General features: G+C 62.5%; 25 protein-coding genes. 10 read left to right on the forward strand and 15 right to left on the reverse strand.

Annotated features, from left to right (window positions below):
• Positions 1-24: 24 nt before the first annotated feature.
• The 4 genes from NMG46_RS00165 to NMG46_RS00180 all read right to left on the reverse strand — a co-directional run bounded on the left by NMG46_RS00165 (position 25) and on the right by NMG46_RS00180 (position 5,360).
• Entirely contained in the window at positions 25-756 is a 732-nt protein-coding gene (locus tag NMG46_RS00165) for an SDR family oxidoreductase (protein WP_254815741.1), read from the reverse strand.
• A 177-nt stretch (positions 757-933) separates the two neighbouring features.
• Positions 934-3,306 (reverse strand): aldehyde dehydrogenase family protein, encoded by a 2,373-nt coding sequence (locus NMG46_RS00170; RefSeq protein WP_254815742.1) that lies wholly within the window; start codon positions 3,304-3,306, stop codon positions 934-936.
• A gap of 13 nt (positions 3,307-3,319) precedes the next feature.
• Positions 3,320-4,369: a deoxyribose-phosphate aldolase gene (deoC, locus tag NMG46_RS00175; RefSeq protein ID WP_254815743.1), complete on the reverse strand. Its 1,050-nt coding sequence runs from the start codon at positions 4,367-4,369 to the stop codon at positions 3,320-3,322.
• A gap of 163 nt (positions 4,370-4,532) precedes the next feature.
• Entirely contained in the window at positions 4,533-5,360 is an 828-nt protein-coding gene (locus NMG46_RS00180; protein ID WP_254815744.1) for a ferredoxin--NADP reductase, read from the reverse strand.
• A gap of 218 nt (positions 5,361-5,578) precedes the next feature.
• Between NMG46_RS00180 and NMG46_RS00185 the strand changes: the two genes are divergently transcribed.
• From NMG46_RS00185 to NMG46_RS00195, 3 genes are read left to right on the forward strand one after another with little or no spacing between them, the layout of a single operon-like run.
• Positions 5,579-7,663, forward strand: coding sequence for a hydantoinase/oxoprolinase family protein (locus NMG46_RS00185; RefSeq protein ID WP_254815745.1), 2,085 nt, complete (start codon positions 5,579-5,581; stop codon positions 7,661-7,663).
• Between the two features lies 1 nt (position 7,664).
• Positions 7,665-9,350, forward strand: a complete 1,686-nt coding sequence (locus tag NMG46_RS00190; RefSeq protein ID WP_254815746.1) for a hydantoinase B/oxoprolinase family protein — start codon at positions 7,665-7,667, stop codon at positions 9,348-9,350.
• The gene (locus NMG46_RS00195; protein WP_254815747.1) at positions 9,347-9,721 is read left to right on the forward strand and encodes a hypothetical protein; all 375 of its coding nucleotides are present in this window, start codon (positions 9,347-9,349) and stop codon (positions 9,719-9,721) included. Before NMG46_RS00190 ends, NMG46_RS00195 begins: the two co-directional genes overlap by 4 nt.
• Positions 9,722-9,765: 44 nt before the next feature.
• On the opposite strand, the gene NMG46_RS00200 is transcribed toward NMG46_RS00195, so the two are convergent.
• The 4 genes from NMG46_RS00200 to NMG46_RS00215 form a co-directional block, all read right to left on the reverse strand.
• Positions 9,766-10,422 (reverse strand): methionine ABC transporter permease, encoded by a 657-nt coding sequence (locus NMG46_RS00200; protein WP_254815748.1) that lies wholly within the window; start codon positions 10,420-10,422, stop codon positions 9,766-9,768.
• On the reverse strand, positions 10,403-11,500 hold the full coding sequence (locus NMG46_RS00205; RefSeq protein WP_254815749.1) for a methionine ABC transporter ATP-binding protein: 1,098 nt from the start codon (positions 11,498-11,500) through the stop codon (positions 10,403-10,405). The genes NMG46_RS00200 and NMG46_RS00205 overlap by 20 nt, the downstream gene beginning before the upstream one ends.
• A gap of 100 nt (positions 11,501-11,600) precedes the next feature.
• The gene (locus tag NMG46_RS00210) at positions 11,601-12,449 is read right to left on the reverse strand and encodes a MetQ/NlpA family lipoprotein (RefSeq protein WP_254815750.1); all 849 of its coding nucleotides are present in this window, start codon (positions 12,447-12,449) and stop codon (positions 11,601-11,603) included.
• Positions 12,450-12,757: 308 nt separating this feature from the next.
• Positions 12,758-13,057, reverse strand: coding sequence for a DUF1236 domain-containing protein (locus tag NMG46_RS00215; protein ID WP_254815751.1), 300 nt, complete (start codon positions 13,055-13,057; stop codon positions 12,758-12,760).
• A gap of 202 nt (positions 13,058-13,259) precedes the next feature.
• Here NMG46_RS00215 and NMG46_RS00220 point away from each other — a divergent pair, with 202 nt between their 5' ends.
• Positions 13,260-14,048, forward strand: a complete 789-nt coding sequence (locus NMG46_RS00220; protein WP_254815752.1) for a DUF1236 domain-containing protein — start codon at positions 13,260-13,262, stop codon at positions 14,046-14,048.
• A 117-nt stretch (positions 14,049-14,165) separates the two neighbouring features.
• On the opposite strand, the gene NMG46_RS00225 is transcribed toward NMG46_RS00220, so the two are convergent.
• Positions 14,166-14,408, reverse strand: coding sequence for a polymerase (locus NMG46_RS00225; RefSeq protein WP_254815753.1), 243 nt, complete (start codon positions 14,406-14,408; stop codon positions 14,166-14,168).
• Between the two features lie 233 nt (positions 14,409-14,641).
• Positions 14,642-15,163: a DUF4142 domain-containing protein gene (locus NMG46_RS00230; RefSeq protein ID WP_254815754.1), complete on the reverse strand. Its 522-nt coding sequence runs from the start codon at positions 15,161-15,163 to the stop codon at positions 14,642-14,644.
• Between the two features lie 263 nt (positions 15,164-15,426).
• Here NMG46_RS00230 and NMG46_RS00235 point away from each other — a divergent pair, with 263 nt between their 5' ends.
• Positions 15,427-15,669, forward strand: coding sequence for a hypothetical protein (locus NMG46_RS00235; RefSeq protein WP_254815755.1), 243 nt, complete (start codon positions 15,427-15,429; stop codon positions 15,667-15,669).
• Between the two features lie 77 nt (positions 15,670-15,746).
• Here NMG46_RS00235 and NMG46_RS00240 read toward each other — a convergent pair whose 3' ends face one another.
• Entirely contained in the window at positions 15,747-16,058 is a 312-nt protein-coding gene (locus NMG46_RS00240; RefSeq protein WP_254815756.1) for a hypothetical protein, read from the reverse strand.
• Between the two features lie 307 nt (positions 16,059-16,365).
• On the opposite strand from NMG46_RS00240, the gene NMG46_RS00245 reads away from it, so the two are divergent.
• Positions 16,366-16,530: a DUF3309 family protein gene (locus NMG46_RS00245; protein WP_023677107.1), complete on the forward strand. Its 165-nt coding sequence runs from the start codon at positions 16,366-16,368 to the stop codon at positions 16,528-16,530.
• A 291-nt stretch (positions 16,531-16,821) separates the two neighbouring features.
• Here NMG46_RS00245 and NMG46_RS00250 read toward each other — a convergent pair whose 3' ends face one another.
• The gene (locus NMG46_RS00250) at positions 16,822-17,019 is read right to left on the reverse strand and encodes a hypothetical protein (RefSeq protein WP_254815757.1); all 198 of its coding nucleotides are present in this window, start codon (positions 17,017-17,019) and stop codon (positions 16,822-16,824) included.
• A 573-nt stretch (positions 17,020-17,592) separates the two neighbouring features.
• Between NMG46_RS00250 and NMG46_RS00255 the strand changes: the two genes are divergently transcribed.
• A complete protein-coding gene (locus tag NMG46_RS00255; RefSeq protein WP_254815758.1) occupies positions 17,593-18,267 on the forward strand; it encodes a Crp/Fnr family transcriptional regulator in 675 nt (224 codons plus the stop codon).
• 168 nt (positions 18,268-18,435) lie between these two features.
• Positions 18,436-18,963 (forward strand): ferritin-like domain-containing protein, encoded by a 528-nt coding sequence (locus NMG46_RS00260; RefSeq protein ID WP_254815759.1) that lies wholly within the window; start codon positions 18,436-18,438, stop codon positions 18,961-18,963.
• 133 nt (positions 18,964-19,096) lie between these two features.
• Here NMG46_RS00260 and NMG46_RS00265 read toward each other — a convergent pair whose 3' ends face one another.
• Both NMG46_RS00265 and NMG46_RS00270 read right to left on the reverse strand, forming a co-directional pair.
• Positions 19,097-20,095, reverse strand: a complete 999-nt coding sequence (locus NMG46_RS00265) for an ATP-dependent DNA ligase (RefSeq protein WP_254815760.1) — start codon at positions 20,093-20,095, stop codon at positions 19,097-19,099.
• A 30-nt stretch (positions 20,096-20,125) separates the two neighbouring features.
• A complete protein-coding gene (locus NMG46_RS00270) occupies positions 20,126-20,293 on the reverse strand; it encodes a hypothetical protein (RefSeq protein WP_254815761.1) in 168 nt (55 codons plus the stop codon).
• Positions 20,294-20,410: 117 nt separating this feature from the next.
• On the opposite strand from NMG46_RS00270, the gene NMG46_RS00275 reads away from it, so the two are divergent.
• Entirely contained in the window at positions 20,411-21,223 is an 813-nt protein-coding gene (locus NMG46_RS00275; RefSeq protein WP_254815762.1) for an MgtC/SapB family protein, read from the forward strand.
• A gap of 103 nt (positions 21,224-21,326) precedes the next feature.
• The gene (locus tag NMG46_RS00280) at positions 21,327-22,589 is read left to right on the forward strand and encodes a DUF763 domain-containing protein (protein ID WP_254815763.1); all 1,263 of its coding nucleotides are present in this window, start codon (positions 21,327-21,329) and stop codon (positions 22,587-22,589) included.
• Between the two features lie 10 nt (positions 22,590-22,599).
• On the opposite strand, the gene NMG46_RS00285 is transcribed toward NMG46_RS00280, so the two are convergent.
• Complete coding sequence (locus NMG46_RS00285) at positions 22,600-23,043, reverse strand: PPC domain-containing DNA-binding protein (protein ID WP_254815764.1); 444 nt, start codon at positions 23,041-23,043, stop codon at positions 22,600-22,602.
• Positions 23,044-23,055 lie beyond the last annotated feature (12 nt).

A 23,055-nucleotide genomic window follows, 5' to 3' on the forward strand; every position in this document is an offset into this window, starting at 1 on the left:
TCCTCTCCTTGATTTGAGATGAGCTTAGATCGACCAGCCACCGTCGATATTATAAGCCTGCCCCGACGTATAGGTGGCGCCGGCCAGATAGACGGCGAGATCGGCGATTTCTTCGGGCGTGCCGAGGCGGCCCATCGGCTGGCGGGCGATGAAGGCGGCGCGAGCTGCTTCGTAGTCGCCCTGCGCATGCATGCGATCCTGCAGCGACGGGCTTTCGACCGTGCCTGGACAGATCGCATTGCAGCGTATGCCCTTGCCGACATAGTCGGCGGCGACCGATTTGGTCAGGCCGATGACGGCTGCCTTGGTCAGCCCGTAAACGAAGCGGTTCGGCACGCCCTTGGTCGAACTGGCCAGCGACGCCATGTTGATGATCGAGCCGTCGCCGCGTTCCAGCATGCCGGGCAGCACGGCGCGGATGGTGCGGATCATCGAGCGGACATTGAGATCATAGGCAAAGTCGAGATCGCCGTCCTTCATCTCGAGGATCGAGCCGGAATGGACGAAGCCGGCGCAATTGAACAGCACGTCGACGGCGCCGATCTCGGCAAAAGCGGCATTCACCGCCTCATCGTTCAGCACGTCGAGCTTGCGGGTCTTGATACCGGGCGTCTTGCCGAGATCGGCGAGCACCACCTCGTTGATGTCGGTGGCATGGACGACGGCGCCGGCCTTGGCGAACGCCAGCGCACTTGCCCGGCCGATGCCTTGCGCCGCCGCCGTGACGACAACGATCTTGCCAGTCAGATCTGCCATGCTTTTCTCCTCGCCCGTCTTTAATCGTTCGGCTTTTTACCGGCACAAGGCCGGGCGCAATGTGCCAGGCGGATAGTACCATCCCGCCTGTTTCGGTATTCGCCTGCCGCCCAAATGTTTTTTCTCGGTAAAGAACATCTGTTGGCCCGTCAAGCCCGGACGTCCCCTCCGGGACACTCAGTCGCCGTAGGGCACCCAGACGTTCTTGACCTCGATCGCACGGCGCAGCAAGGCATCGCCGGCTGCTTCGCTCGACGCCCAGTCGAGGCTGTGGCCGTTGCCGGTCCAGACACGCTTGAGATTGCCGATGGACTCGGCCTCCGCCTTGGCACAGGTCTCGGCATCGGCGAACATCCAGAGCCCGTCGACATCGTCGTGCTTGGCCAGCACGCCGGCCAGCTCGGCGCTACGGCCGGTGACGATGTTGATGGCGCCCGCCGGAACGTCGGAATATTCGATGACCTGGTAGAGGTCGGTGGCAAGCAGCGGGTATTTTTCGGACGGCACGGCGACCACGGTGTTGCCCATGGCGAGCGCCGGTGCCATCAGCGAGATCAGGCCAAGCAGAGGCGCATTGTCCGGTGCGATGATGCCGACGACGCCGACTGGCTCGTGCAGCGCCAGCGTGACGGCGCGGGCCGGCGGCTGGTGGACGCGGGCCTCGAATTTGTCGGCCAGGCCGGCGTAGAGGAACAGGCGCTCGATCGACAGCTCGACCTCTTCGCGCGCCGCCTTGGCGGTCGCGCCGGTGAGCTGGGTCAAACGGGCGGCAAACTCGTCGGCGCGGCCGGAAAGATTTTCGGCCACGTAGTAGAGTACCTGGCTGCGGTTGTAGGCGGTCGCCTCCGGCCAGGCCTTGCAGGCGCGCGCGGCCGCGACGGCGTCGCGGATATCCTTGCGGTTGCCGAGACCGACCTCGCCGGCAAGCTTGCCCTTGGCGCTGGCGATGGCCAAGGAATAATTGCCGTCCGGCCGGACCTGCTTGCCGCCGATGAACAGCTTTGCCGTGCGGTCGATGGCGCCACCTTCCGCCTGCTCGACAGGTTGGGCAGAAGACGTTGCCGGTTTGATGATCGGGCCGAGCGGCAGTTTTGCCGAGAGATATTCGAACATGCCCTCGCGCCCGCCTTCGCGGCCAAAGCCGCTCTCGCGATAGCCGCCGAAGCCGCAGGAGGCGTCGAACATATTGGTGCCGTTGATCCAGACGACGCCGGCCTTCAATTGCGGCGCGATGTGCAGGGCAAGATTGATGTTCTCGCTCCACACCGAAGCGGCCAGGCCATAGCGTGTGTTGTTGGCGAGCTCGATCGCTTCCTCGGTGTTGCGGAAGGTCATGGTGGCGAGCACCGGCCCGAACACCTCTTCCTGTGCCAAGATGTTAGCCGGCGAAACACCGGTCGCCAGCGTTGGCAGATGGTAATAGCCCGCGGCGGGCAGTGCCGAGTCCGGCTGCCAGCAGATCGCGCCCTGCTTGGCACCTTCGGCAATCAGGCCCTTGACGCGATCGAGCTGAGTCAAATCGACCAGCGGGCCGATATCGGTGTTCTTGTCGAGCGGGCTGCCGACGCGCAGCCGGCTCATCCGCGTCTTGACCTTGGCGATGAAGGCGTCGGCGATCCCTTCCTGCACCAGAAGGCGCGAGCCGGCACAGCACACCTGGCCCTGGTTGAACCAGATACCATCGACTAGACCCTCGACGGCGCTGTCGAGGTCGGCATCCTCGAAAACGACGAATGCCGACTTGCCGCCAAGCTCCAGCGAAAGTTTCTTGCCCGAGCCGGCAGTGGCCTTGCGGATGATCTTGCCGACCTCGGACGAACCGGTGAAGGCAATCTTCTGGACGCCGGGATGGTTGACGATGGCCGCGCCCGCCTCCGGCCCGCCCTGGACGATGTTGACGACGCCCTTCGGCACGCCGGCGCGTGCGCAGATCTCGGCAAACAGGATCGCGGTGAGTGGCGTGAATTCCGCGGGTTTGAGCACCACGGTGCAGCCCGCGGCGAGCGCCGGCGCGATCTTCCAGGCGAGCATCAAGAGCGGGAAGTTCCACGGGATGATCTGGCCGACGACGCCGACGCCCTTGTGACCGGGAAAATCCCTGTCCAGCGTCTGCGCCCAGCCGGCATGATGGATAAAATGGCGGATCGCCAGCGGCACGTCGATGTCGCGGCTTTCGCGGATCGGCTTGCCATTGTCGATTGTCTCAAGCACCGCGAACAGCCGTTGGTGGCGCTGCATGGCGCGGCCGATGGCATAGAGCACCTTGGCTCGGCTGTAGCCGGTGCTGGCGTTCCATTTCGGCAGCGCTTTTGTGGCGGCCGACACCGCCGCGTCGATATCGGCGGCACCAGCGTCCGACACCTTGGCCAGCAGCTTTCCCGAGGACGGATCGCTGGTGTCGAAGGTTTTGCCTTCGCTGGCTGCCTTCCAGTCGCCGCCGATGAACAGCGCCTTGCCGAAATCCCGCGCGGCCAGCCAGGCATCGGCCTCGTTGCGGGCTTCCGGCGCCAGCCCGTAATCCATGGCGTGATAGCGTTCGAGGATGTTCATGAAGCGCTCCGAATCACGCCATCGCGTGGCGATGATTGGCCGAGTAGTGGCCGGTCAGATGATGCTCGAGCTGGCGCTCGATGTCGGTCAAAAGGCTCGATGCTCCGAAGCGGAACAGCTCCGGCTCCAGCCACGGCCGGCCAAGCTCTTCCTTCATCAGCACCAGCCAATCGAGCGAGGCTTTTGCCGTGGAAATGCCACCGGCCGGCTTGAAGCCGATGAGATAGCCGGTTTCCTCGAAATAGGCGCGGATCGCGCGCACCATGGCAAGGCCGACCGGCAGCGTCGCGTTGACACTTTCCTTGCCGGTCGAGGTTTTGATGAAATCTGCACCCGCCATCATCGCCACCATCGAGGCGAGCATGACGTTGCGCAGCGTGGCGAGGTCGCCGGTACCGAGGATCACCTTCAGATGCGCCTCGCCGCAAGCGGCGCGCATCGAGACGATCTCGTTATAGAGCTCCTGCCATTTCGCCCCGAATACCAAACCGCGCGGGATGACGACGTCGATCTCGTCGGCGCCGTCGCGGACCGATGCTTCGATCTCTTGCAGGCGCGTCGAAAGCGGTGCAAGTCCATGCGGGAAGGCGGTCGAAACGGCGGCGACATGGACGCCGCTGCCGCGCAGCGCTTCGACGGCGGTGGCGACGAAGGGATGATAGACGCAGACCGCCGCCGGGCGGATCTTTTCACCAGTAATGCCGAGCCCTTCGGCGATGTCGCGACGGAACGGGTTGACCGCCTTGGCACAGAGCCGGCGCACGCGCTCTTCCGTGTCATTCGAGTTCAGCGTCGTCAGGTCCATGCAGGCGACGGCGCGCAGCAGCCAGGCCGCCTGGTTATCGGCCTTGATCGACCGTCTTTTGGTTAGGCTGGCGACGCGGCGTTCCAGCGCCGAGCGGTTGACGCTGCGCATCGATTCCATAAAGCCGAGATCGAGCCTCATGCCGGGATTGCGGGCAATGCCGCGGGCTTGCGGCATCGGCGCATTGGCGGCGGCGCGCGCCGGCAGCGGCGTGATCTTGGACGTGCCGAGATCGGTTTCGCGGATTGTGCTGCTCATCTCCTGCCTCTTGTTCAGCGAGTTATGCCGAAGATAGACCGTGAAGCAGCGCTTCACGAGTCCTTCAAGCGGTCATAGCGGAAAAAGACGGTCGAGGCAGCCGACTTTTGACCGTGTGGTCAAAATCAGGGTCGCAAACCAGTAAACTCTGAACTGCCGCGTCTCAGCCGACGAAGGCGCGCTCGACGACGAAGCTTGCCGGATGATGCAGCGAGCCTTCCTGGAAGCCGTGGCTTTCAGCCAGCTCCTTGACGTCCTTGAGCATATGCATCGAGCCGCAGATCATGATGCGGTCGGTCTCGGGATTGAGCCTGTCGATGCCGAGATCGGTGTAGAATTTGCCCGAGCCGATCAGCGCGGTGATGCGGCCCATGCGCTCGGAGGTCTCGCGCGTCGTCGAATTATACAGCGTGACGCGGCCGCCGGTCAGCTCGCCGATCAGCGGATCGTTCTCCAGTGCGGCCACAAGCTCCTGGCCGTAGGTGAGCTCGGCATTGTCGCGGCAGGTATGGGTCAGGACCACCTGCTCGAACTTCTCATAAGTATCGGGATCGCGCAGCAGGCTGGCGAAGGGAGCGATGCCGGTGCCGGTCGAGATCATGAACAGGCGCTTGGCCGGCGTCAGCGCGTCGACCACCAGCGTACCCGTCGACTTCTGCCGCATGATGACGGTATCGCCGATCTCGATTTTCTGCAGCTCCGAGGTAAGCGGGCCGTCCGGCACCTTGATCGAGAAGAATTCGAGTTCGTCGTCCCAGGACGGGCTGGCGATCGAATAGGCGCGGAACACTGGCTTCTCGGCATTGGGCAGGCCGATCATGACGAATTCGCCGGAGCGGAAGCGCAGCGACTGCGGCCGGGTGATGCGGAACGAAAACAGCCGGTCGGTGTAATGCTTCACCGAGACCACGGTTTCGGCATAGACATTGGCCGGTATCGGGAACTGCAACGGCCGGGCGCCGGCTGTGTTGAACGCGGATGTGGTGTTCATCAAACCTAACCTTCTGGGCCGGCTCAGCGCCGGCGCCAAATCTCCACCTGCGCGCCCGAACCGGTCAGGTTCCAGCGAGCCGTTTGCACACTCCGAAGCGGTAAGCTCTTGTGTCGGGAATTTATTAGTATACAAACGATATTTGCGTCAAGACGCCGCCGTAAAACAGCTTTCCAAACTAAGGCATGTAGGCAGTTCGGGCATTTCGGGTTTCGACAATGGGACAGAATTTTTCGACGCAAGCGCTGGATTCGACTGGCAGCGTCGTCGCAGGCATCGATGTCGGCGGAACTTTTACCGACCTCCTTCTGATCGACGGCCGTGACGGTGGCCGGGTGCACATCGCCAAGACCCCGACGACAGTCTACAACCAGGCGTTCGGCGTCGTTTCGGCACTTGGCGCCACCGGATTTCCGGTCGACGGCATCGACCTCATCGTGCACGGCACGACGACGACCACCAACGCGGTCCTGGAGCGCCGGCTGGCCAAGACCGGCATGATCACCACGCGCGGCTTTCGCGACGTCATCGAGCTTGGCCGGCGGACACGGCCGCAGGCCTATGGCATGACGGGCACCTTCATCCCGATCATTCCGCGCAATCTGCGGCTCGAAGTGTCGGAGCGGGTCGAGGCCTCGGGCGCGGTGCGCATCCCGCTCGACGAGGCCGAGATGCGGACAGCGATTTCACAACTGATCGCAGCCGGCTGCGAATCCCTGGTCATCCATTTCCTGCATTCCTACGTCAACCCGGCGCATGAGCGGCGCGCCGCCGAGATAGCGGCCGAGCTTTGGCCGAACGGCTACATCACGACAGGCCACGCCCTGCTTTCGGAAGCGCGCGAATTCGAGCGCGGCGTGACCGCTTCGGTCAACGCTTCGGTCCAACCGATCCTCGAACGCTATGTCGAGCGGCTGCGCAAGGAGCTGGCGTCAAAAGGCTACGCCCGCGACTTCCTGATCATGAACGGCAATGGCGGCATGATCTCGGCCCGCTTTGTCACACGTGAGTCGGCCAAGACCGTCATGTCCGGCCCCGCTTCCGGCGTCATTGCTGCCGCCTATACCGGCAAACGCGCCGGCTTCGAAAACCTGGTCACCTACGACATGGGCGGCACCTCGACCGACGTGGCGCTGATCCGCAACGCCGAGCCGGCAGTGTCGAACGAGATCGAGATCGAATATGCGATGCCGATCCACGTGCCGATGGTGGCGGTCCATACGGTCGGCGCCGGCGGCGGCTCGATCGCCCGCGTCGATGCGGCAGGCCTGATCCAGATTGGCCCGGAAAGCGCCGGCGCCAATCCCGGGCCAATCTGCTACGGACGCGGCGGCTTGGAGCCGACCATCACCGATGCGAATCTGGTGCTCGGCAGGCTGGCGCCGAAGAAGCTGCTCGCGGTGGAAAACCCGGTCACCGTCGAACGGGTCACCGGCATATTCGAGGACAGGATCGGCCGCGCCACAGGCTTGTCCGGCGTCGAAGCGGCGGGTGCGGTGCTGCGGCTCGGCAACGTGAAGATGGCCGGCGCCATCCGCATGGTCTCGGTGTCGCGCGGCCACGACCCGCGCGATTTCGCGCTGTTCGCCTTCGGCGGCGCCGGTCCGCTGCATGCGACGGCATTGGCGCGCGAACTAGGCCTGCCGAAAGTGCTGGTGCCGGCGCGGCCGGGCATCACCAATGCTCTCGGCTGCGTCGTCGCCGATCTGCGCCATGATTTCGTCAACACGGTCAACCAGCCGGTGGCCAGTCTCGATGAAGCCCAACTCCACGAGACATTGGAACGGCACCGAAACGAAGGCGAGGAACTGATCGGCAAGGAAGCGGTGAAGCCGGAAGCAATCCGTGTCACGCATTCCGCCGACATGCAGTTCGTCGGCCAGACGCATATCATCAACGTGCCGCTGCCGTCGTCTGCGGTGACACGTCAGGTACTGCAGCAACTGTTCGAGAGTGCATATTTCGCCCGCTTCAAGGTCGAGCTGCCGGAAATCCGCGCCAATCTGGTCAACCTCAACACGTCGGTTACCGGCGTGCGGCCGACGATCGATCTGTCCCGGCTGATCGACCCGGCCGGGCGCGCCAAAACGCTCGAAGGGGCGCGGCGCGAGATCCGGCCGGTCTGGTACGGCGGGCGCTGGTACGATACGCCGGTCTACAGCAGGGAAAAGCTGCCGCTCGACGCAGTCATCATGGGGCCGGCGATCCTCGAACAGATGGACGCCACTACCGTGCTAGAGCCCGGCGACCGGGCGCGGTCGGATGCCGACGGCAACATCATCATCGATATCGGCGAGGCCTGAGATGGCGCAGCTCGACACTATTACGCTTTCGGTCCTCCAGGCGGCCCTGCAGCAGGTCTGCGACGAAATGGACCTGACGTTTTCGCGCGCCGCGTTCTCGCCTGTTATCGCCGAGGCCAATGACCGTTCGGATGGCATCTATTCGGCGCTCGATGGTTCGCTGATCGCGCAAGGCAGCCAGGGCCTGCCGGTGTTCGTCGGCGTCATGCAGTATTCGACCAAAACGGTGATCGAGATGATCGCCGACGGACGCTGCCTTCCGCCCGAGCCGGGCGATATTTACATCGTCAACGATCCCTATCTCGGCGGCACCCATCTGATGGATGTGCGCTTCGCCATGCCGGTCTACCGGGACGGGAAGATCTTCTGCTGGCTGTCGAACACCGGCCATTGGCCCGACATTGGCGGTTCGGTGCCGGGCGGCTTCTCCGCCTCGGCAACGGCGGTCGAGCAGGAAGGCTTGCGGTTGCCGCCGGTGAAACTGTTCAAGAAGGGCGTGCTCGACCCGGAGATCTACGCCATCATCTGCTCCAACATCCGTGTTGCCGACCAGCGCATTGGCGATATCCGCGCGCAGGCGGCGGCACTGCTGATCGGCCAGGACAGGCTCAATGGAATCCTGGATCGTTACGGAGATGAAACGGTTGTCGAAGCGATCGCCGAATTGCGGCGCCGCGCCGCTGAACAGATGCGCGTCAACATATCGGCCATTCCCGACGGTATCTATCGCTCGCAGGCCTTCGTCGATTCAGACGGCGTGGTAAACGAGCCGCTGATCATCGCGCTGGCAGTCGAGAAAAAAGGCGACACGCTCATCTTCGACTTCTCGGGCTCATCAAAACCCTGCGCCGGGCCGATGAACAGCGTTCTGGCGACGACCTTGTCCTCGGTCTATCTCGCTATGCGCCATATTTTCCCGGATGTGCCGATCAGCGCCGGCGCCTTCGAACCGCTGATCGTCAAGCGGCCGGAAGGCACCTTCCTCGACGCCAAATATCCACGCCCTGTGTCGGGCTGCGCCGCCGAGGTTTCGCAGCGCATCGCCGAGGCGGTGTTCGCAGCGATGGTGCAGGCGCTGCCGGACCGGGTGACGGCGGCTCCGGCCGGCTCCAGCGGCAATTTCGCGCTCGGCGGCAACGATCCGGCGCGCGGCCGCGACTACGTCATGTACCAGATTTCCGGCGGCGGCTATGGCGGCAACGCCGATCACGACGGCCTGACCAATGGCTGCTCGACCATAGGCATCTCCAAGTCGCCGCCGGTCGAAATCATGGAGCAGGCCTTTCCGGTGCTCTACCGCCACTATGCGCTGCGCGAAGGCTCCGGTGGCGCCGGCAAGCATCGCGGCGGTTTTGGGCTTGCCTATGAGGTGGAAATCCTGCGCGGCGATGCACGTGCCTCTTTCGTCATGGACCACGGCCGGTTCGGCCCGCAAGGCGCGCTCGGCGGCAAGGACGGCGCGGTCAACACGGTCGCCGTGTTCCGCGACGGCAAGGAACATGTGCCGCCGCATCTTTCCAAGGAGCAGGACATCGCGTTGAAGGCAGGCGATCGCGTGCGCGTCGGCACGCCGGGCGGCGGCGGCTACGGCGATCCGCTGCAGCGCGATCCGCAATTGGTCGCTCGGGATGTCAGGCTAGGGTACTATACCGCCGAGCAAGCCAGGGACCTGTTCGGGATCAAATGAATCCACAAGACAAATTCAAATGCCGTGTCTGCGGCCTCGGTCAATCTCCCGATCTGCCATGGGGCGAGAACGGCAAAGAACCCAGCTACATCATATGTTCGTGCTGTGGAGTGGAGTTCGGCTACGAAGATGACAGCCTCGGCAATTGTTTGTCAATTCGCCGGCATTGGGTGGAGGTTCGGCGATGCAAGTGGTTCGCGTCGGAGGATAGGCCGCTCGATTGGGACATGCCCGCTCAAATCAGAGGTATTCCGTTAGCCTATAAAGGTGCAGAGGATGAGCAACTGATCCAGCTATATTTGCAAACCGGAGAACCACCTCTACAAGGCTTGGCGGCGCTGAGCGCGGTGGAGAAGCCGGACCGGCAGTGAGGGTCTCACCGGGTGCTGGCATATTGCCCGACCGCTGCGCGAAGCTATGCCCTGTGATCCAGCCTCGCGACCAGCCGGTCGCCGGCCCACTGGATGCCGCAGACCAGGACGATCAGGACGATGACCACGGCGATCATGACTGACGTTTCGAAGCGCTGGTAACCGTAGCGGATGGCGAGGTCGCCGAGCCCGCCGGCGCCGATGGCGCCGGCCATCGCCGAGGCGCCGATCAGCGTCACCAGCGTCACCGTGAAGCCGGCGACGATGCCGGGCAGCGCTTCCGGCACCAGCACCTCGCGAATGATCGTCCAGCGGTTGCCGCCCATGGCGCGCGCCGCTTCGATCAGCCCGTGGTCGACCTCACGCAGCGACACTTCGGCGATCCGGGCATAGTAGGGCGTCGCCGCGATCGACAGCGGAACGATCGCTGCCCAGGTGCCGATCGAGGTGCCGACGATCAGCCGCGTCACCGGGATCAGCGCAACCAGCAGGATGATGAAAGGCACAGAGCGGAAGCCGTTGATGACAGCGCCAAGCGCGCGGTTCACCCACAGGTTTTCGGCGATGCCGCCGCGGTCGGTGGCGACCAGCGCCAGGCCAAGCGGCAGCCCGAAAACTAGCGAGATGAGGCCGGAGGCGGCCGTCATCAGGATCGTTTCCCAGATCGAACGGACGAGAAGCTCAAACAGAACCGGCGACATGGCCAAGCACCTCCACCCGCGCTTGGCGGGCTTTCAAGAACGCGATCACCTCTGCCAGGTGAGCTTCATTGCTGCCGGCGACCGCCACGAACAGTGTCCCGACAGGCTGCTGCTGGACGTGATCGATGCCGCCATGCACGAGGCGAAACGAGCCGGGAACTGCCAAGGCAAGATCGGACAAAAGCGGGCTTCGCGCGGCCTCACCGGCCACGTCGATCCTGAGGATCGCCTCCACACCGGCGTTCTGCGTTAGCCGGCTTGCGATCTCCGCCGGCAATTGCGGCCGGATGCCGCCGAGCAGGCTCTGCGTGATCGCCGACTTGGGGTCCGCAAAAATCGACCAGACCGGGCCTTGCTCGACGATCCGCCCAGCGTCGATCACCGCGACACGATCGGCGATCGAACGGATCACCTCCATCTCGTGCGTGATGAGCAGGATGGTCAGGCCGAGCTGCCGGTTGATGTCTCTGAGCAAGGCAAGGATGGAGCGCGTCGTCTCCGGGTCCAACGCCGAGGTCGCTTCGTCCGACAGCAGCAGCGCCGGGCGCGCCGCAAGCGCCCGGGCAATGCCGACGCGCTGCTTCTGCCCGCCCGACAGCGACGCCGGATAGGCTTTCGCCTTTTCCGACAGGCCGACAAGCTCGAGCAGCTCGGCGGCGCGCGCCAGGCGTTCGGCCCTGGGCCGGCCTTCGATCTTGAGCGGCAGCGCTACATTGTCTTCGACCGTTTTGGCGGACAGCAGGTTGAAATGCTGGAAGATCATGCCGATGCGCCGGCGCAGCGGCTGCAATTCGCGCTCGCCGAGCCGGCTGATGTCGCGGCCTTCGATGAAGACCTGTCCTGAATCCGGCCGCTCCAGACCGTTCAGGCAGCGTATCAGCGTCGACTTGCCGGCGCCGCTGCGGCCGATGATGCCGAGGATCTCGCCCTGGCGCACGCTGAGCGACACGCCGTCCAGCGCCGCTGTCGCGCCGAAACGGCGCTTCAGCTCGATGAGGCGCACGACATCGTTCGGTCCCGCGGAGCGGCCGCCGACGGGATGCGTGACTTCGGTGACCGAGGCGAAATGCTGGTTCATAAAAGTTCCTGTATTGGTGTCCCGCAAACGCGATCGCGGTCCGCGTTGAAGCGCGGACCGCTTTATCATGCCGGGCTTCAGCGCCCAGTCGAGCTCGGCATCAATAGGCGCTGATGCCGGTTCCCTTGTAGACCCGGTCGAATTCGGCCTTCACCTTTTCGTTCTGGTAGGAGGCGACCAATGTCTTTACCCAGGGCTGGTTTTCATTGCCGGCCTTGACCGCGATGAAATTGCGATAGGGATTGTCGGCCACCGCCTCCTGGGCGATGCGGTTCTCCGGTGTGAGGCCGCTTTTAAGCGCCCAATCCGTGTTGACTACGGCCCCGTCGAGGTCTTCCACCGAGCGCCCGACGATGCCTGCGTCCAGCTCCTTGATGACCAAGTGCTTCGGGTTTTCGGCGATGTCGGTGGTCGTCGCCAGAATGCCGGTGCCTTCCCTGAGCTTGATCAGATGTTCGCTCTGCAGGACACGCAGTGCGCGGCCCTCATTGGACGGGTCGTTCGGCACGCCAATGACGGCGCCTTCGGGCAGGTCTCCAATATTCGCGTACTTCTTGGAATAAAGGCCGATCGGCCAGACCCCGGTATAGCCGACCGGGACGATGTGATAGCCCTGCGTCTTGATCTGGTTGTCGAGATAGGGCTTGTGCTGGAAGGCGTTGGCGTCGATTTCGCCACGCTCGAGCGCTTCATTCGGCTGGGTATAGTCGTTGAACACCACGGTCTCGATCGTCAGGCCCCTCTCCGCCGCCTGGGCGGTGACGACGCGCCAGACGTCCTCGTCCTCGCCGCTCATGATGCCGACCTTGACCGCCGTCTTGTCCTCGGCGAACGACGGCGCAGCAAGGCTGACAATCGCAACCGCTGATGCAAGAAGTACAGCGAAGCCGGCGCGCCGGCTTATAGTTGCCGAGAAGAATTGAAGCAAAGTGTTGGTGTTCCCAGGCATGGTCAATCTCATCGGTTTTGCAATCGTTGCGGCCAAGCGGAATGCGAAGCCTTGCGGGCATCATCGGAAATGCTGATCGCCAGATCAAAGAACAGTATTTCACACCAGATGAGGAGCCGGGAATATTCTCTCAAAGTTTCTGGCCTGGCGAGCACAGGACCCTGCCGCCTGGCGTGGTGACTCGCTATGTGGCCCGCCGTGCGTCGGAACGGCGGGCCTTTCTGCGTCGGAATGCCCAACAAGGGCAGCAGTCTGGGATGTCGACAATGCTGGACGCGCCGCATGTCCCTTCAAAGCGACGCGCTTGTTCACTCGATGACCTTCACGATCCTGCGCGTGCCAGGATCGACCAGGACGGTCCGATTGTCGACGACGACGTAGCGGTATTTGACGCTGGGAACTTCATGAAGCTCGACGGTATCGGGCAGTGTCGAGCCGACATTGAGCTCCACGCCGGGAAGCTGGACGGACGCCAGAGGCTGCTTTTTCACATACTCGCGTACGATCGTCTCCTGCTGCGGTTCGATGACCACGTCCTGGGCCGCAGCGGCGCCAACACCCGCAAGCAGCAAGAACCCAGCCGCAGCCGCGGAAAGATGCATTCTCATGATCGTCTCCTTTCGTCGTGAGCCACCTCTGCGCTGCGCCGCGTCATGCCGTTCGCAGCGGGGTCGCTAGGTCGGTAACGTCACCGGGCAAAGCTTGTTCCGCCGCTCGGATCGCTTGCCGTTTCGCTCGGTGAATTTGGAACAAAGTTTTTTAGCCGCAGTTTTACGCGGTGAAGGGACGCATTTTCCAAGGAGATCTCTCATGAAAGGCGTTCTGATTACCAGCATGCTAGCAATCAGCGTCAGCTGCGGAGCGGCACTTGCCCAGACGCAGCAGTCGACCGACGACCAGTCCGGCGCCAATTGCGCAGCCGGCACTGCCAACTGTCCAAATGGCGCAAAGATGGGCGAGCAGGCCCAAGGCAAGGCCGGCGCTACGACTGAACAACAGGCGCAGGGCAACAAAAAGCTGAAGACCGACGAGCAAGCCCAGGGCAAGGCTGGCGCTACGACTGACCAGCAGGCTCAGGGCAAGCCGAAAATGAAGACCGACGAGCAAGCTCAGGGCAAGGCTGGCGCCACGACTGACCAGCAGGCCACGGGCAACACCAAAATGAAAACCGACGAGCAGGCCCAGGGCAAAACCGGAACCACCACTACCGAGCAGGCCCAAGGCAACACGAAAATGAAGACCGAGGAGCAGGCTCAGGGCAAGACTGGGACCACGACCAGCGAGCAAACTAAGGGCAACGCCTCTACGCAGACGCAGGACCAGAGTTCGACCGCTTCCATCAGCAATGTGACCGTTGAACAGAAGACAGAGATTACCCAGGTCATCAAGGAAACGAACGTGCAACCCGTTTCCAATGTCGATTTCGACATCTCTGTCGGCGTCGAGGTTCCGCGAAAGAAGGTCCGGCTACATCGTCTGCCGGCGCGCATCGTCAAGATTGTTCCGGCTTACGAATCCTATGAATATTTCGTGCTGGCCGATGGCCGAATCGTCATCGTCGATCCGAATACCTACAAGATCGTGCTTATCCTGACCTAGTTGTAGCCGGACGGTTTGCAAGACCGTTTGATTGCACCGGTAAGCCCGCGGCGCGACTTGCGCGGCGGGCCTTACCGCATCCCGCTCCACAGCGTTGCAGCGTCTGCAAATCGCAGATCACGGTCCGTCCTCGGGGCGAGGAGCCAGCATGGTCTGATCGATGGTGTCGGGCAGGCATGGACTTGGAGCGCACCTCGTTCGGAATGACGCGGTGGCCATGGCATCAATATTCGGGACCAGCACCATTCTCGCGTAGTGCCGCGGCCACAGCGGTTCTCCAAACAAGATGAAGATGCCGCCAACCATCAGCGCCAGCAACAAGAGCGCCGTTGCGTTTGCAAATATCTCGCCGTAGCGCATGGTAACCTGTCCCGGCCGGAAATCGATTCAGCCTGTGACAGCGGCAATCGGAACGGCGCCGAAACCCAGCTCTACTGCCCTCGGCGCCTCGCGAATGCCGCCTCCCATTGGATCCTCCCGGGAATAGGCCAAGTGAATAACGGCACTCTCGGTACTTTGTTCCCGCGGCCGACGACAGCCGCTCCCTTCAAGCCCGGCGTCTCCGTTGGCGAAACCGCTGGCGGTCGTCGCCCTCATTGATGCGCGGCAGCGAGATCCTTCACGTGACGTTCGTGCATTTGCAGCACCGGCAGCGTCTTTTTGGCAAATTCCTTCATCGCCGGATCGTCGCCGGAATTTGCGTAAGCGGAAAACAGCGCCACCGCTTCCTTATGCGCCTGGGTCTGCATGTCGATGTATTTCGATTGGAAGCTGTCCCCGCTGGCCTCCTTGAGTTGGTCGAGCAGCGCCTGGTGCTTGGTGTCCAGCGGCGGGCCGGCTGGCGCGGTGGCCGAAGTCGTCTGACCCTTGCTGAGCGCCGCCTTGAACTCCTCGTCGGCCTTGGTGTGGTCCGTGACCATTTGCGCCGCGAAGGCTTTTACGTCGTCGGCCTTCCCCTGCGTCTGCGCAAGTCGGCTCGATTCGATTTCGAATGTATTGGCGATGGGCACCGTCTTGACGAACGTCGCAGTGTCAACCTTGCTCATGGTGTCGGTCGTTAGAGGCGTCAGCGTCGCCGATTGGGCAAAAGCAACCAAAGGCGCGCCGGCCACCATCGCTGCCGCAGTGACGGATAGAAGTGTTTTCATGGGAGCTCTCCGAGGCTGATGTCATCCCTCGATGGCTCAACGCGGAAGCTGCAGCGAGGTTGCCTGGTCGTGGCGCCCAGCCGCCGCGACGCCAGACAATAGTTTGGAAACGCAAAACAAAGGACGCCGGCTGCGTCCCGCAAATCGCAACGCACGCTGCGAGATCGTACGGAATCGTACAAGCTCTTTCGCTTTGCCGCAGTCTTGCTATCGTCGGTCGGGAGAGATGGGTGGAGGCTTCCGTGGGGCAGATCAAGTCGCCGCTAGGAATCGGTATTGATACCGACGCTGCCGTTCATACCGCCATGGCCGACTACCATTCCGGCGACATTCTCTCGACCACCGTCGTTATAGCCGATTTGCGCAGACGCTTTCCCTGGTTCCGGCAAACCGACGAAGAACTGGTTGGCTTCATCGTTCGGGCGCTGGACGGTCGGCAGATCGCCGTCAGCTTCGACCACCGCGGCCGTTAGGCGCTAATTTGCGGCAAAAATCAACAGGCCGCGGAGCCTAGGCTCCGCGGCCTGGTCAGGCTGTGATCACCGGGCGCTTACTTGCCGCAGTGGTTGTCGTTCACTGTCGGAGCCATCGTGCCAGGAGCCTTGCCGGTCGCATCGGGCAGAGCCCCCTGCGGGCCTGGCGGGCAATTCCGGTCGGCATTCGAACTCGTCGTTGAGAAGTCGCGAATGCTGTTGGTGATGGTCGAATCCGTACCGGTGTCCGGGCCGCCATTATTCGGGACTACGATCGTCCGCCCGCTGCCGTCGGTAGCGTCTCCGGAGGGATCGCCGACGTTCTGGGCCATCGCTGACGTGGCCAGACCGATCGTAAGCGCGGAAGCTGCGAGAATTTTCGTGAACATGATGCTTCTCCTTTTACGAGGGTCGTCGCGTTGCGACTACGAAAACAACCGTTCGGGCGGGCGAAGGTTCCGACAAATTCCCCATGAATTTCAGCATGTTCTCAGGTGTTCAAGGCGGCCGCCATGCCATTCTCCGCAGGCATGCATCTGGGACTTTTCTGACGGCACGGCCCGGCATTTTGCTTGCCGCATGAGTGTACGCCTTACCGTTCCGCCGGAACAGGAATGGCTCTTGCGAGTTCATACCTTTGTACAATGCGACGCGCTGATACGAATGGCGGCAGCGCAAACAAGGAGAGCAGACATCATGGGCCTTGGAACCATTCTCATCATCATCTTGGTCCTTGCCTTGCTTGGCGGCTTCAGCGGCTTGGGCGGCGGACCGTTCTATGGCACCGGCTATTACGGTGGTGGCGGCCTCGGCCTGGTGCTGCTTATCGTCATTATCCTGGTCCTGCTTGGGCGCATTTGAGGCATGGCGCGCAAAAGCATGCCCTCGGGCTTGACCCGAGGGTGTGCAGCGGTTTTGTGATAACGACATGCATAAAACAGGAACCTAAAGTGCATCGCATGAGGCCGGTCAAGCGTGACACGCGTTAGTGTCACGCTCGCGACAAAAACGCCTGCCGCTTGGTAATAAGCGCCGGGCGTTTTGTCGTGAAAAGACAAGATTTCCAAGATCCTTGGCAAACCGGGACCCTGGCCAGAAAGGGCGACTCGGTGCCGAACCTTTCGGCGCCGAGGACGCCACCATAGCAGCAGCTTAGTGTTGGCGATCGGCGGCCAGCGCTTCTTTCAGATCGGCGCTGAGCACACCCTCGTTGAACAGCGACATGATACGGGCTGCCAACCGCTCGCGGACAGGACTGTCGTCCGCAACACCCAACTCGCGGCAGCAGTCGTCGAGCGCTTTTCTCAGCACGCTCAGTTCGGCTGGAGTTGCTGCACCTTGCATCGACATGCCATCCTCCCTTGAAAAGGGCGAAAGCGCGAAGCGTCTTTCAAGCGTCCACTCGCCATACCTGTGTGGACGACTCCAATTCAATTAGCGCCGCTCTCGTCCAAACTCAATGTACAGAAATTACCAAGCAGACAGTTTGGGAACGACTGTCTCGCACCTGCATTGTTGCTGCGATCCAACCCACCCTCATTTGGATCACTGGGCGTAGCCCACGACGCCCGAATGGAGCCCGTTGCATCCCTCGCGACGGGCTCTTTCGAGTTCGGCGATCTCAATTGTCGTTTTCGTACGAAACCGTCTTTGGTACGTTTCCAACTCTAACTTTCAGTCGGATGCTTTCGTAGGCAAGCGGCAGGAGAACTGCCGTGCATCGATTCATTTTTTTATTTAGTAGGCTCCATACCTTTCAGTGCTTATATAAGCGCTATCGTTCGCAGGTTATACCGGGCGCGGACGGCTGGGAGATAAGAAAGCTCTTGCCCTGTTTTGGGCCCAGCTATGTCTGATCCAGCGACTTCCAATAAGAATCCATATTCCAATAAAAATCCATACAAAAACAAGCTGTTGCGCCGAATGAACGCCGGCGATTTCGCTTCTCTCGAGCCGCACATCGAGCGCTGTTCGCTGGAGTTACGGCAATCGCTCGAAGTGTCCGGATCGCCGATCGAGGCCATCTATTTCCTCGAGGAGGGTATCGGTTCCGTGGTTGCGAAGATGCCGAACGGCAGCGATGCGGAAGTTGGCCTTGTCGGCTTGGAAGGTATGACCGGCTCGGCCCTGATAATGGGCGACGACCGTACGGTCCATGATTGCTATGTGCAGCTGGCGGGAGAAGCCGCCAAGATCGACGCCGAGCCGTTCAAAGCGGCGCTGACACAAAGCCCGACGCTGCGGCTGTTCTTGCTGCGCTACGTGCAATATCTGCATGTACAGACTGGCTTTACCGCGCTGGTCAACGCGCGATCGAAACTTGAAGACCGGCTGGCGCGCTGGCTGCTGATGTGTGACGATCGGGTGGACGGCGGCCGGCTGGCGATCACTCACGAATTCCTGTCGATCATGCTTGGCGTAAGGCGCCCGGGTGTCACGGTCGCGCTGCAGCTGCTTGAGGGGCGAGGGCTCATCCGGTCCCGCCGCGGCGAAATTATCATCCGCGACCGCGATGGTCTCGTCGCACTGGCAGATGGCGGCTACGGCTTGGCCGAGGCCGAATACATCCGCCTGTTCGAGCATATCGGCGAGCGCTGACGGCGCTTTCCTCGCCGATTGCTGCCGCAGGTCGAGGCCCTTGCGACACCACACGCGGGTCGGAAAAAATTTTCAAAGCTCCCGCAGCGTCAGGGAACTTGTTTCCCGTCGGAGGGTTATCGGACACCTCCACTTTGCGAGGCGGCACCAACCATTCGGGAGAGGATCATGGCGACCACGAAAAAGGCCGCGAAGGCGGCAAGCAAGGGCCTTGAGGATCTGTTCCTCGACGGGCTCAAAGACCTCTACTACGCCGAGAAGAAGATACTGAAAGCGCTGCCCAAAATGGCCAAGGGCGCGGAGTCGGAAGAAGTGACCGCCGCTTTCGAGAAACACCGCATGGAAACCGAAGGACATGTCGACCGCCTCGAGGAGGTGTTCGAGAAATTCGGCAAGCCGGCCCGCGGCAAAACCTGTCCGGCAATTGACGGCATCATCGAAGAGGGCTCGGAAATGCTCGAGGAGTATAATGGTGCTCCCGCGCTCGACGCCGGGCTTGTCGGTGCGGCGCAAGCTGTCGAACATTACGAGATCGCTCGCTACGGCACTTTGATCGCGTGGGCGGAAGAACTTGGCAAGAGCGACGTTGTCGAGCTGCTCAGGGCAACTCTCAAGGAAGAGGTCGCGACCGACGAAGCGCTTTCCAAGCTCGGCGAAAGCGGTGTCAACGAACGCGCAATGCAAGAAGCCGCTTGATTTCAAAACCGCAACCGAGCCTCGGAAATGTTGCCAAGGCTCGGTTGGCCGCGGCGAACCAGTGAATTGCATTGGTCCGTCATGAACGGTAGAGCGGGCGGCTAGAGCCTTGAAGCGGGGCCTCGGAGCGGACTTACTCGATCTGCTCGAACGTGCATTGCCGGGGCTCCTTGTCCGGCCGCCAGCGCAACAGCTTTGTCCCGTGCCGGAACCGGTCCCCTGTCACATGGTCGAACCGAACCTCGACCACCAGTTCAGGCTTTATCGGTTCCCATTGTCCGCTCCGCTCCGTGCTCCAGCGGCTTGGTCCGCCCGGCGCCTTGCCGGTGAAACCCGGTTTGGCCCGCAGTTTTTCCAGCCGTCTGGTCAATGCTGCCCTGTCGTCCTTGCCGATGGTCGAGGTGAACCCGACATGGTCCAGCCTGCCTTCGTTATTGTAGAGGCCAAGCAGCAGGGATCCGACTTCGTTGCTGCCGGCGAGATAGCGAAAGCCGCCGACCACGCAATCCGCAGTGCGCAGTCGCTTGACCTTGGCCATGGCGCGCTCGCCGGGCCGGTATGGCCCGGCGATCAGTTTGGCAACAACACCGTCGGTGGAGCCGTGGCCGGCGCCCTGCAGCCAGCGCTCGGCGGTGGCGGCGTCGTGCGTATATTTGGACAGGTGCAGTTCGGGCCGTGCCGCCGTCGCGACAAAGGCCTCAATCGCCTGCCTCCTGGTGGTGAGAGGCTCTTCGATGATGATCCTGCCGCCGGGTTCGGCCAGCATATCGAACAGGACCAGCATGGCAGGCGTCTCGAGGCTTAACTTGCGGATCCTGCTTTCGGCGGGATGAAGGCGCATTTGCAGGGCCTCGAACGAGGACGATCCGTCGACCTCGATGACAATCTCGCCATCGGCAACAAACTGTCGCGAGCTCACATCGCGCAGCACCGCGACCAGTTCGGGAAAATAGCGGCCAAGCGGCCTGCCGGATTTTGCACGCAGGTCGACCGCATCGTCGCCCTTGAACGCGAGGCAGCGAAACCCGTCCCATTTCGGCTCGTATTGCCAAAGCCCGTCGCCGCCAGGAATTGCATCGGCGGCTTTGGCTTCCATTGGACGAAGGTCGAGCGGCAACGGAAATGCGGTCATGGCTGGTCCGCGCCGCCGCTACGGCATTCGCTAGCGCCGTCGGCCATTCCTCTGTGCCCCGCTTTGCCGCCTCGGCGCCTTGCGGCCGGCTTGGTCGGCCGAAGGCGACAGCGGATCGACCTCGCCGGATCCACCGATCTCCTTGGTGATGCGATAGGCCAGATAAGCGACGGCTCCAGCAAGCAGCAAGCGGACCATGACTGCAAATCCTTCGTTGGCGTGAACCCACCAACCCGCAGGCCGGAGGTTTTGTTCCGCCGCTGCCCATCGCCGGGGTGAATCGTCGGCGGCGCAACCAAAATCCAGGCGCATCGTTTGTTGCTATCGACGAAAAGAATTTGCGATGAAGACGCTCTTGCCCTTGTTCGTTTTGACCATGGCGCTATTCCTGGCCAGCAGCGCCTGGCCCGACGGGTGACCGCGATGCTCCTCGTTGTTCCGGTTTGGCAGGACATCGCAGCACGACTACTTCTGACCGCGCTCGCCGGCCTGTTGATAGGCCTCAACCGGGAAGCGCGCGGGCACGCGGCGGGGCTACGCACCACCGTGCTGGTCGGGTTGGCGGCCGCCATCGCAATGGTCCAGGCCAGCATTCTGCTGGGAACCGTTGGCAAGCACCCGGATTCGTTTGCATCGATGGACGTCTTGCGCTTTCCGCTGGGCGTGCTGACCGGCGTCGGCTTTATCGGCGGTGGCGCCATTCTTCGCCGTGGCAGTCTTGTCAGCGGCGTCACCACGGCGGCCACCTTGTGGGTGATGACGGCGATCGGATTGGCTTTCGGTGGTGGCCAATACGGCTTGGGCGCGGCCGGCACCGCACTGACGCTGGCCACCTTGCTCGTCCTGAAATGGGTGGATCTTCGAATTTCGCGCGAACACCACGCCCAGTTGGCAGTGACCTGGAAGGCCGCAGCCCGACAGGAACTCGATACGATGATCGGGCCGCTTGGCTACCGGGCACGCCTCGTCGCGATAGAGAGGCGCCCGGATATCAAAGACCCTGTTTTCTCGTTCGAGATCAGTTGGAGACGGCCGGACACTGGCGCACCGCCAATAGATCTGCTGGAATCGGTGGGCGAGCATTGCGAGATCCAGAAGTTTGATCTCCTCAGCGAACCTGCCCGCTAGCTGGCGGCTTGCAACGATCGCGGCCTGAATCAGGCCATAGCTTCTCCACACCCCTTTCGATACCTATCTGTCGAGGCAGGACTCAAGGAGCAAGCAAAAGACCGTGGCACAGCGATCGGGAAGTGCTGATCTCCCACTTCACGGCGGGCGCGTACCGAAATGGCTCGGCGACCGCATGACGCGGCTTGGCGCGGTCATGTGCGAGGCGATCATCCACCATTACGGCCGCGATGAATTGCTGCGCCGGCTGGCACATCCGTTCTGGTTCCAGTCTTTTGGCGCCGTGATGGGGATGGACTGGCATTCCTCCGGCATCACCACCAGCGTCGTCGGAGCGTTGAAGCGCGGGCTGTCGCCGCTTTCCGGCGAACTCGGCATCCACGTTTGCGGCGGCCGCGGCGCGCATTCGCGCAAGACCCCGCATGAGCTCGCCCTGATCGGCGAGCGTGTCGGCCTCGACGGGCAAGGCCTCGCGACTGCCAGCCGGCTTGTCGCCAAGGTGGACAGCGCCGCGGTCCAGGACGGTTTCGATCTCTATCTGCACGGCTTTATCGTCACCGACGACGGCAAGTGGGTGGTGGTGCAGCAAGGCATGAACGGCGACAGCAAGGTGGCGCGCCGCTATCACTGGCTGTCCGAGGGCCTGAAGAGCTTTGTCGACCAGCCGCATGCTGCCATCGAGGGCGCCAATCAGGGCGAGATCGTCAACCTGACCGACCGCCGCGCCGAAGCGTCGCGCCAGGGACAACTGGACCTTCTGCACGGCCTTGGACCGGATCGCATCGTGAGGGAACTTGCCGCTTTGGAGCGGGGTTCGGCGCCAGCGCCGGAGCCGGCGCAAAAGCTGTTGCCGCATCTGGTCATGCCGGCGCACCACGATGTGCGCGAAAGCGATGTCGTCATGCGCCGCCTGCACGGCAACATCGCCGCGGCGGCCGAGCGCGGCCCGACGGATTTCGCCGAGCTTCTCCTGGTGCCCAATGTCGGCGCGCGCACGGTGCGGGCGCTGGCGTTGGTCGCCGAAGTCGTGCATGGCGCGCCGTGCCGTTTTTCCGATCCAGGACGCTTCTCGCTGGCGCATGGCGGCAAGGACAGGCACCCGTTCCCTGTGCCGCTGAAAGTCTATGACGAGACGATCGGCGTGCTGAAGTCGGCTGTCCACAAGGCCAGGCTCGGCCGTGACGAAGAGATCGGCGCCTTGCGGCGGCTGGACGACCAGTCGCGGCAGGTCGAGCGCTATGTCACCGGCCCAAGCCTGAAGGAAATCGTCGCCGGGGAGTTCGAGCAATCGCATCTGCTCGGCGGCCGCAGCGTCTTCGGTTGGGAGGGTGTACCCGAAACGGCCGCAGTCAAATCAACGAAGTGATCGGCTCGGATCAAGGCTCCAGGTCGATCAGGGCGACGCCGAGTTCGGGATGATGCCTGCGGCGCAGATGGCCAGGCGTCTCCACCAATGTGACCTCGAGCGTCGGCCGCACGATTCCGTCCAGCAGATGACCACCCCTCGTGGTGCCGTCACTCAATCCAAGGACTGCGTGGACGTGCAGGCTGGGCCTGCCGTCGTCGCCGATGGCAACATCGCCGATCGCGCTCAGCACCTCGCACTGTTCCTGGATGGGGATTTTCCGGTAGGTCCTTTCTCCAGGGTCGAACCAGCCGACGGTTGCCCTTTCGAAAGCGCCGAGCGCAGTCAGCGACGCGCCGCCGACGCCACGCTCGACCGCAAACGACGTCAGTTGCGCAAACGCCTCTTCGCCGGGATCAAGCACAACCACAAACGTTCTCTGCCCGGCGCTTTCGGCAACAAGTTGTGATTTCATGATTTCGCTCCA

The organism is Mesorhizobium sp. LMG 17147, assembly GCF_024297145.1.
Classification (GTDB): Bacteria; Pseudomonadota; Alphaproteobacteria; order Rhizobiales; family Rhizobiaceae; genus Mesorhizobium.

Excerpts from the sequence above, each read along its gene's own strand:
- NMG46_RS00165 (WP_254815741.1), bottom strand. The coding sequence starts at position 756 with ATGGCAGATCTGACTGGCAAGATCGTTGTCGTCACGGCGGCGGCGCAA.
- NMG46_RS00170 (WP_254815742.1), bottom strand. The coding sequence starts at position 3,306 with ATGAACATCCTCGAACGCTATCACGCCATGGATTACGGGCTGGCGCCG.
- deoC (WP_254815743.1), bottom strand. The coding sequence starts at position 4,369 with ATGAGCAGCACAATCCGCGAAACCGATCTCGGCACGTCCAAGATCACG.
- NMG46_RS00180 (WP_254815744.1), bottom strand. The coding sequence starts at position 5,360 with ATGAACACCACATCCGCGTTCAACACAGCCGGCGCCCGGCCGTTGCAG.
- NMG46_RS00185 (WP_254815745.1), top strand. The coding sequence starts at position 5,579 with ATGGGACAGAATTTTTCGACGCAAGCGCTGGATTCGACTGGCAGCGTC.
- NMG46_RS00190 (WP_254815746.1), top strand. The coding sequence starts at position 7,665 with ATGGCGCAGCTCGACACTATTACGCTTTCGGTCCTCCAGGCGGCCCTG.
- NMG46_RS00195 (WP_254815747.1), top strand. The coding sequence starts at position 9,347 with ATGAATCCACAAGACAAATTCAAATGCCGTGTCTGCGGCCTCGGTCAA.
- NMG46_RS00200 (WP_254815748.1), bottom strand. The coding sequence starts at position 10,422 with ATGTCGCCGGTTCTGTTTGAGCTTCTCGTCCGTTCGATCTGGGAAACG.
- NMG46_RS00205 (WP_254815749.1), bottom strand. The coding sequence starts at position 11,500 with ATGAACCAGCATTTCGCCTCGGTCACCGAAGTCACGCATCCCGTCGGC.
- NMG46_RS00210 (WP_254815750.1), bottom strand. The coding sequence starts at position 12,449 with ATGCCTGGGAACACCAACACTTTGCTTCAATTCTTCTCGGCAACTATA.
- NMG46_RS00215 (WP_254815751.1), bottom strand. The coding sequence starts at position 13,057 with ATGAGAATGCATCTTTCCGCGGCTGCGGCTGGGTTCTTGCTGCTTGCG.
- NMG46_RS00220 (WP_254815752.1), top strand. The coding sequence starts at position 13,260 with ATGAAAGGCGTTCTGATTACCAGCATGCTAGCAATCAGCGTCAGCTGC.
- NMG46_RS00225 (WP_254815753.1), bottom strand. The coding sequence starts at position 14,408 with ATGCGCTACGGCGAGATATTTGCAAACGCAACGGCGCTCTTGTTGCTG.
- NMG46_RS00230 (WP_254815754.1), bottom strand. The coding sequence starts at position 15,163 with ATGGTGGCCGGCGCGCCTTTGGTTGCTTTTGCCCAATCGGCGACGCTG.
- NMG46_RS00240 (WP_254815756.1), bottom strand. The coding sequence starts at position 16,058 with ATGTTCACGAAAATTCTCGCAGCTTCCGCGCTTACGATCGGTCTGGCC.
- NMG46_RS00245 (WP_023677107.1), top strand. The coding sequence starts at position 16,366 with ATGGGCCTTGGAACCATTCTCATCATCATCTTGGTCCTTGCCTTGCTT.
- NMG46_RS00250 (WP_254815757.1), bottom strand. The coding sequence starts at position 17,019 with ATGTCGATGCAAGGTGCAGCAACTCCAGCCGAACTGAGCGTGCTGAGA.
- NMG46_RS00255 (WP_254815758.1), top strand. The coding sequence starts at position 17,593 with ATGAACGCCGGCGATTTCGCTTCTCTCGAGCCGCACATCGAGCGCTGT.
- NMG46_RS00260 (WP_254815759.1), top strand. The coding sequence starts at position 18,436 with ATGGCGACCACGAAAAAGGCCGCGAAGGCGGCAAGCAAGGGCCTTGAG.
- NMG46_RS00265 (WP_254815760.1), bottom strand. The coding sequence starts at position 20,095 with ATGACCGCATTTCCGTTGCCGCTCGACCTTCGTCCAATGGAAGCCAAA.
- NMG46_RS00270 (WP_254815761.1), bottom strand. The coding sequence starts at position 20,293 with ATGGTCCGCTTGCTGCTTGCTGGAGCCGTCGCTTATCTGGCCTATCGC.
- NMG46_RS00285 (WP_254815764.1), bottom strand. The coding sequence starts at position 23,043 with ATGAAATCACAACTTGTTGCCGAAAGCGCCGGGCAGAGAACGTTTGTG.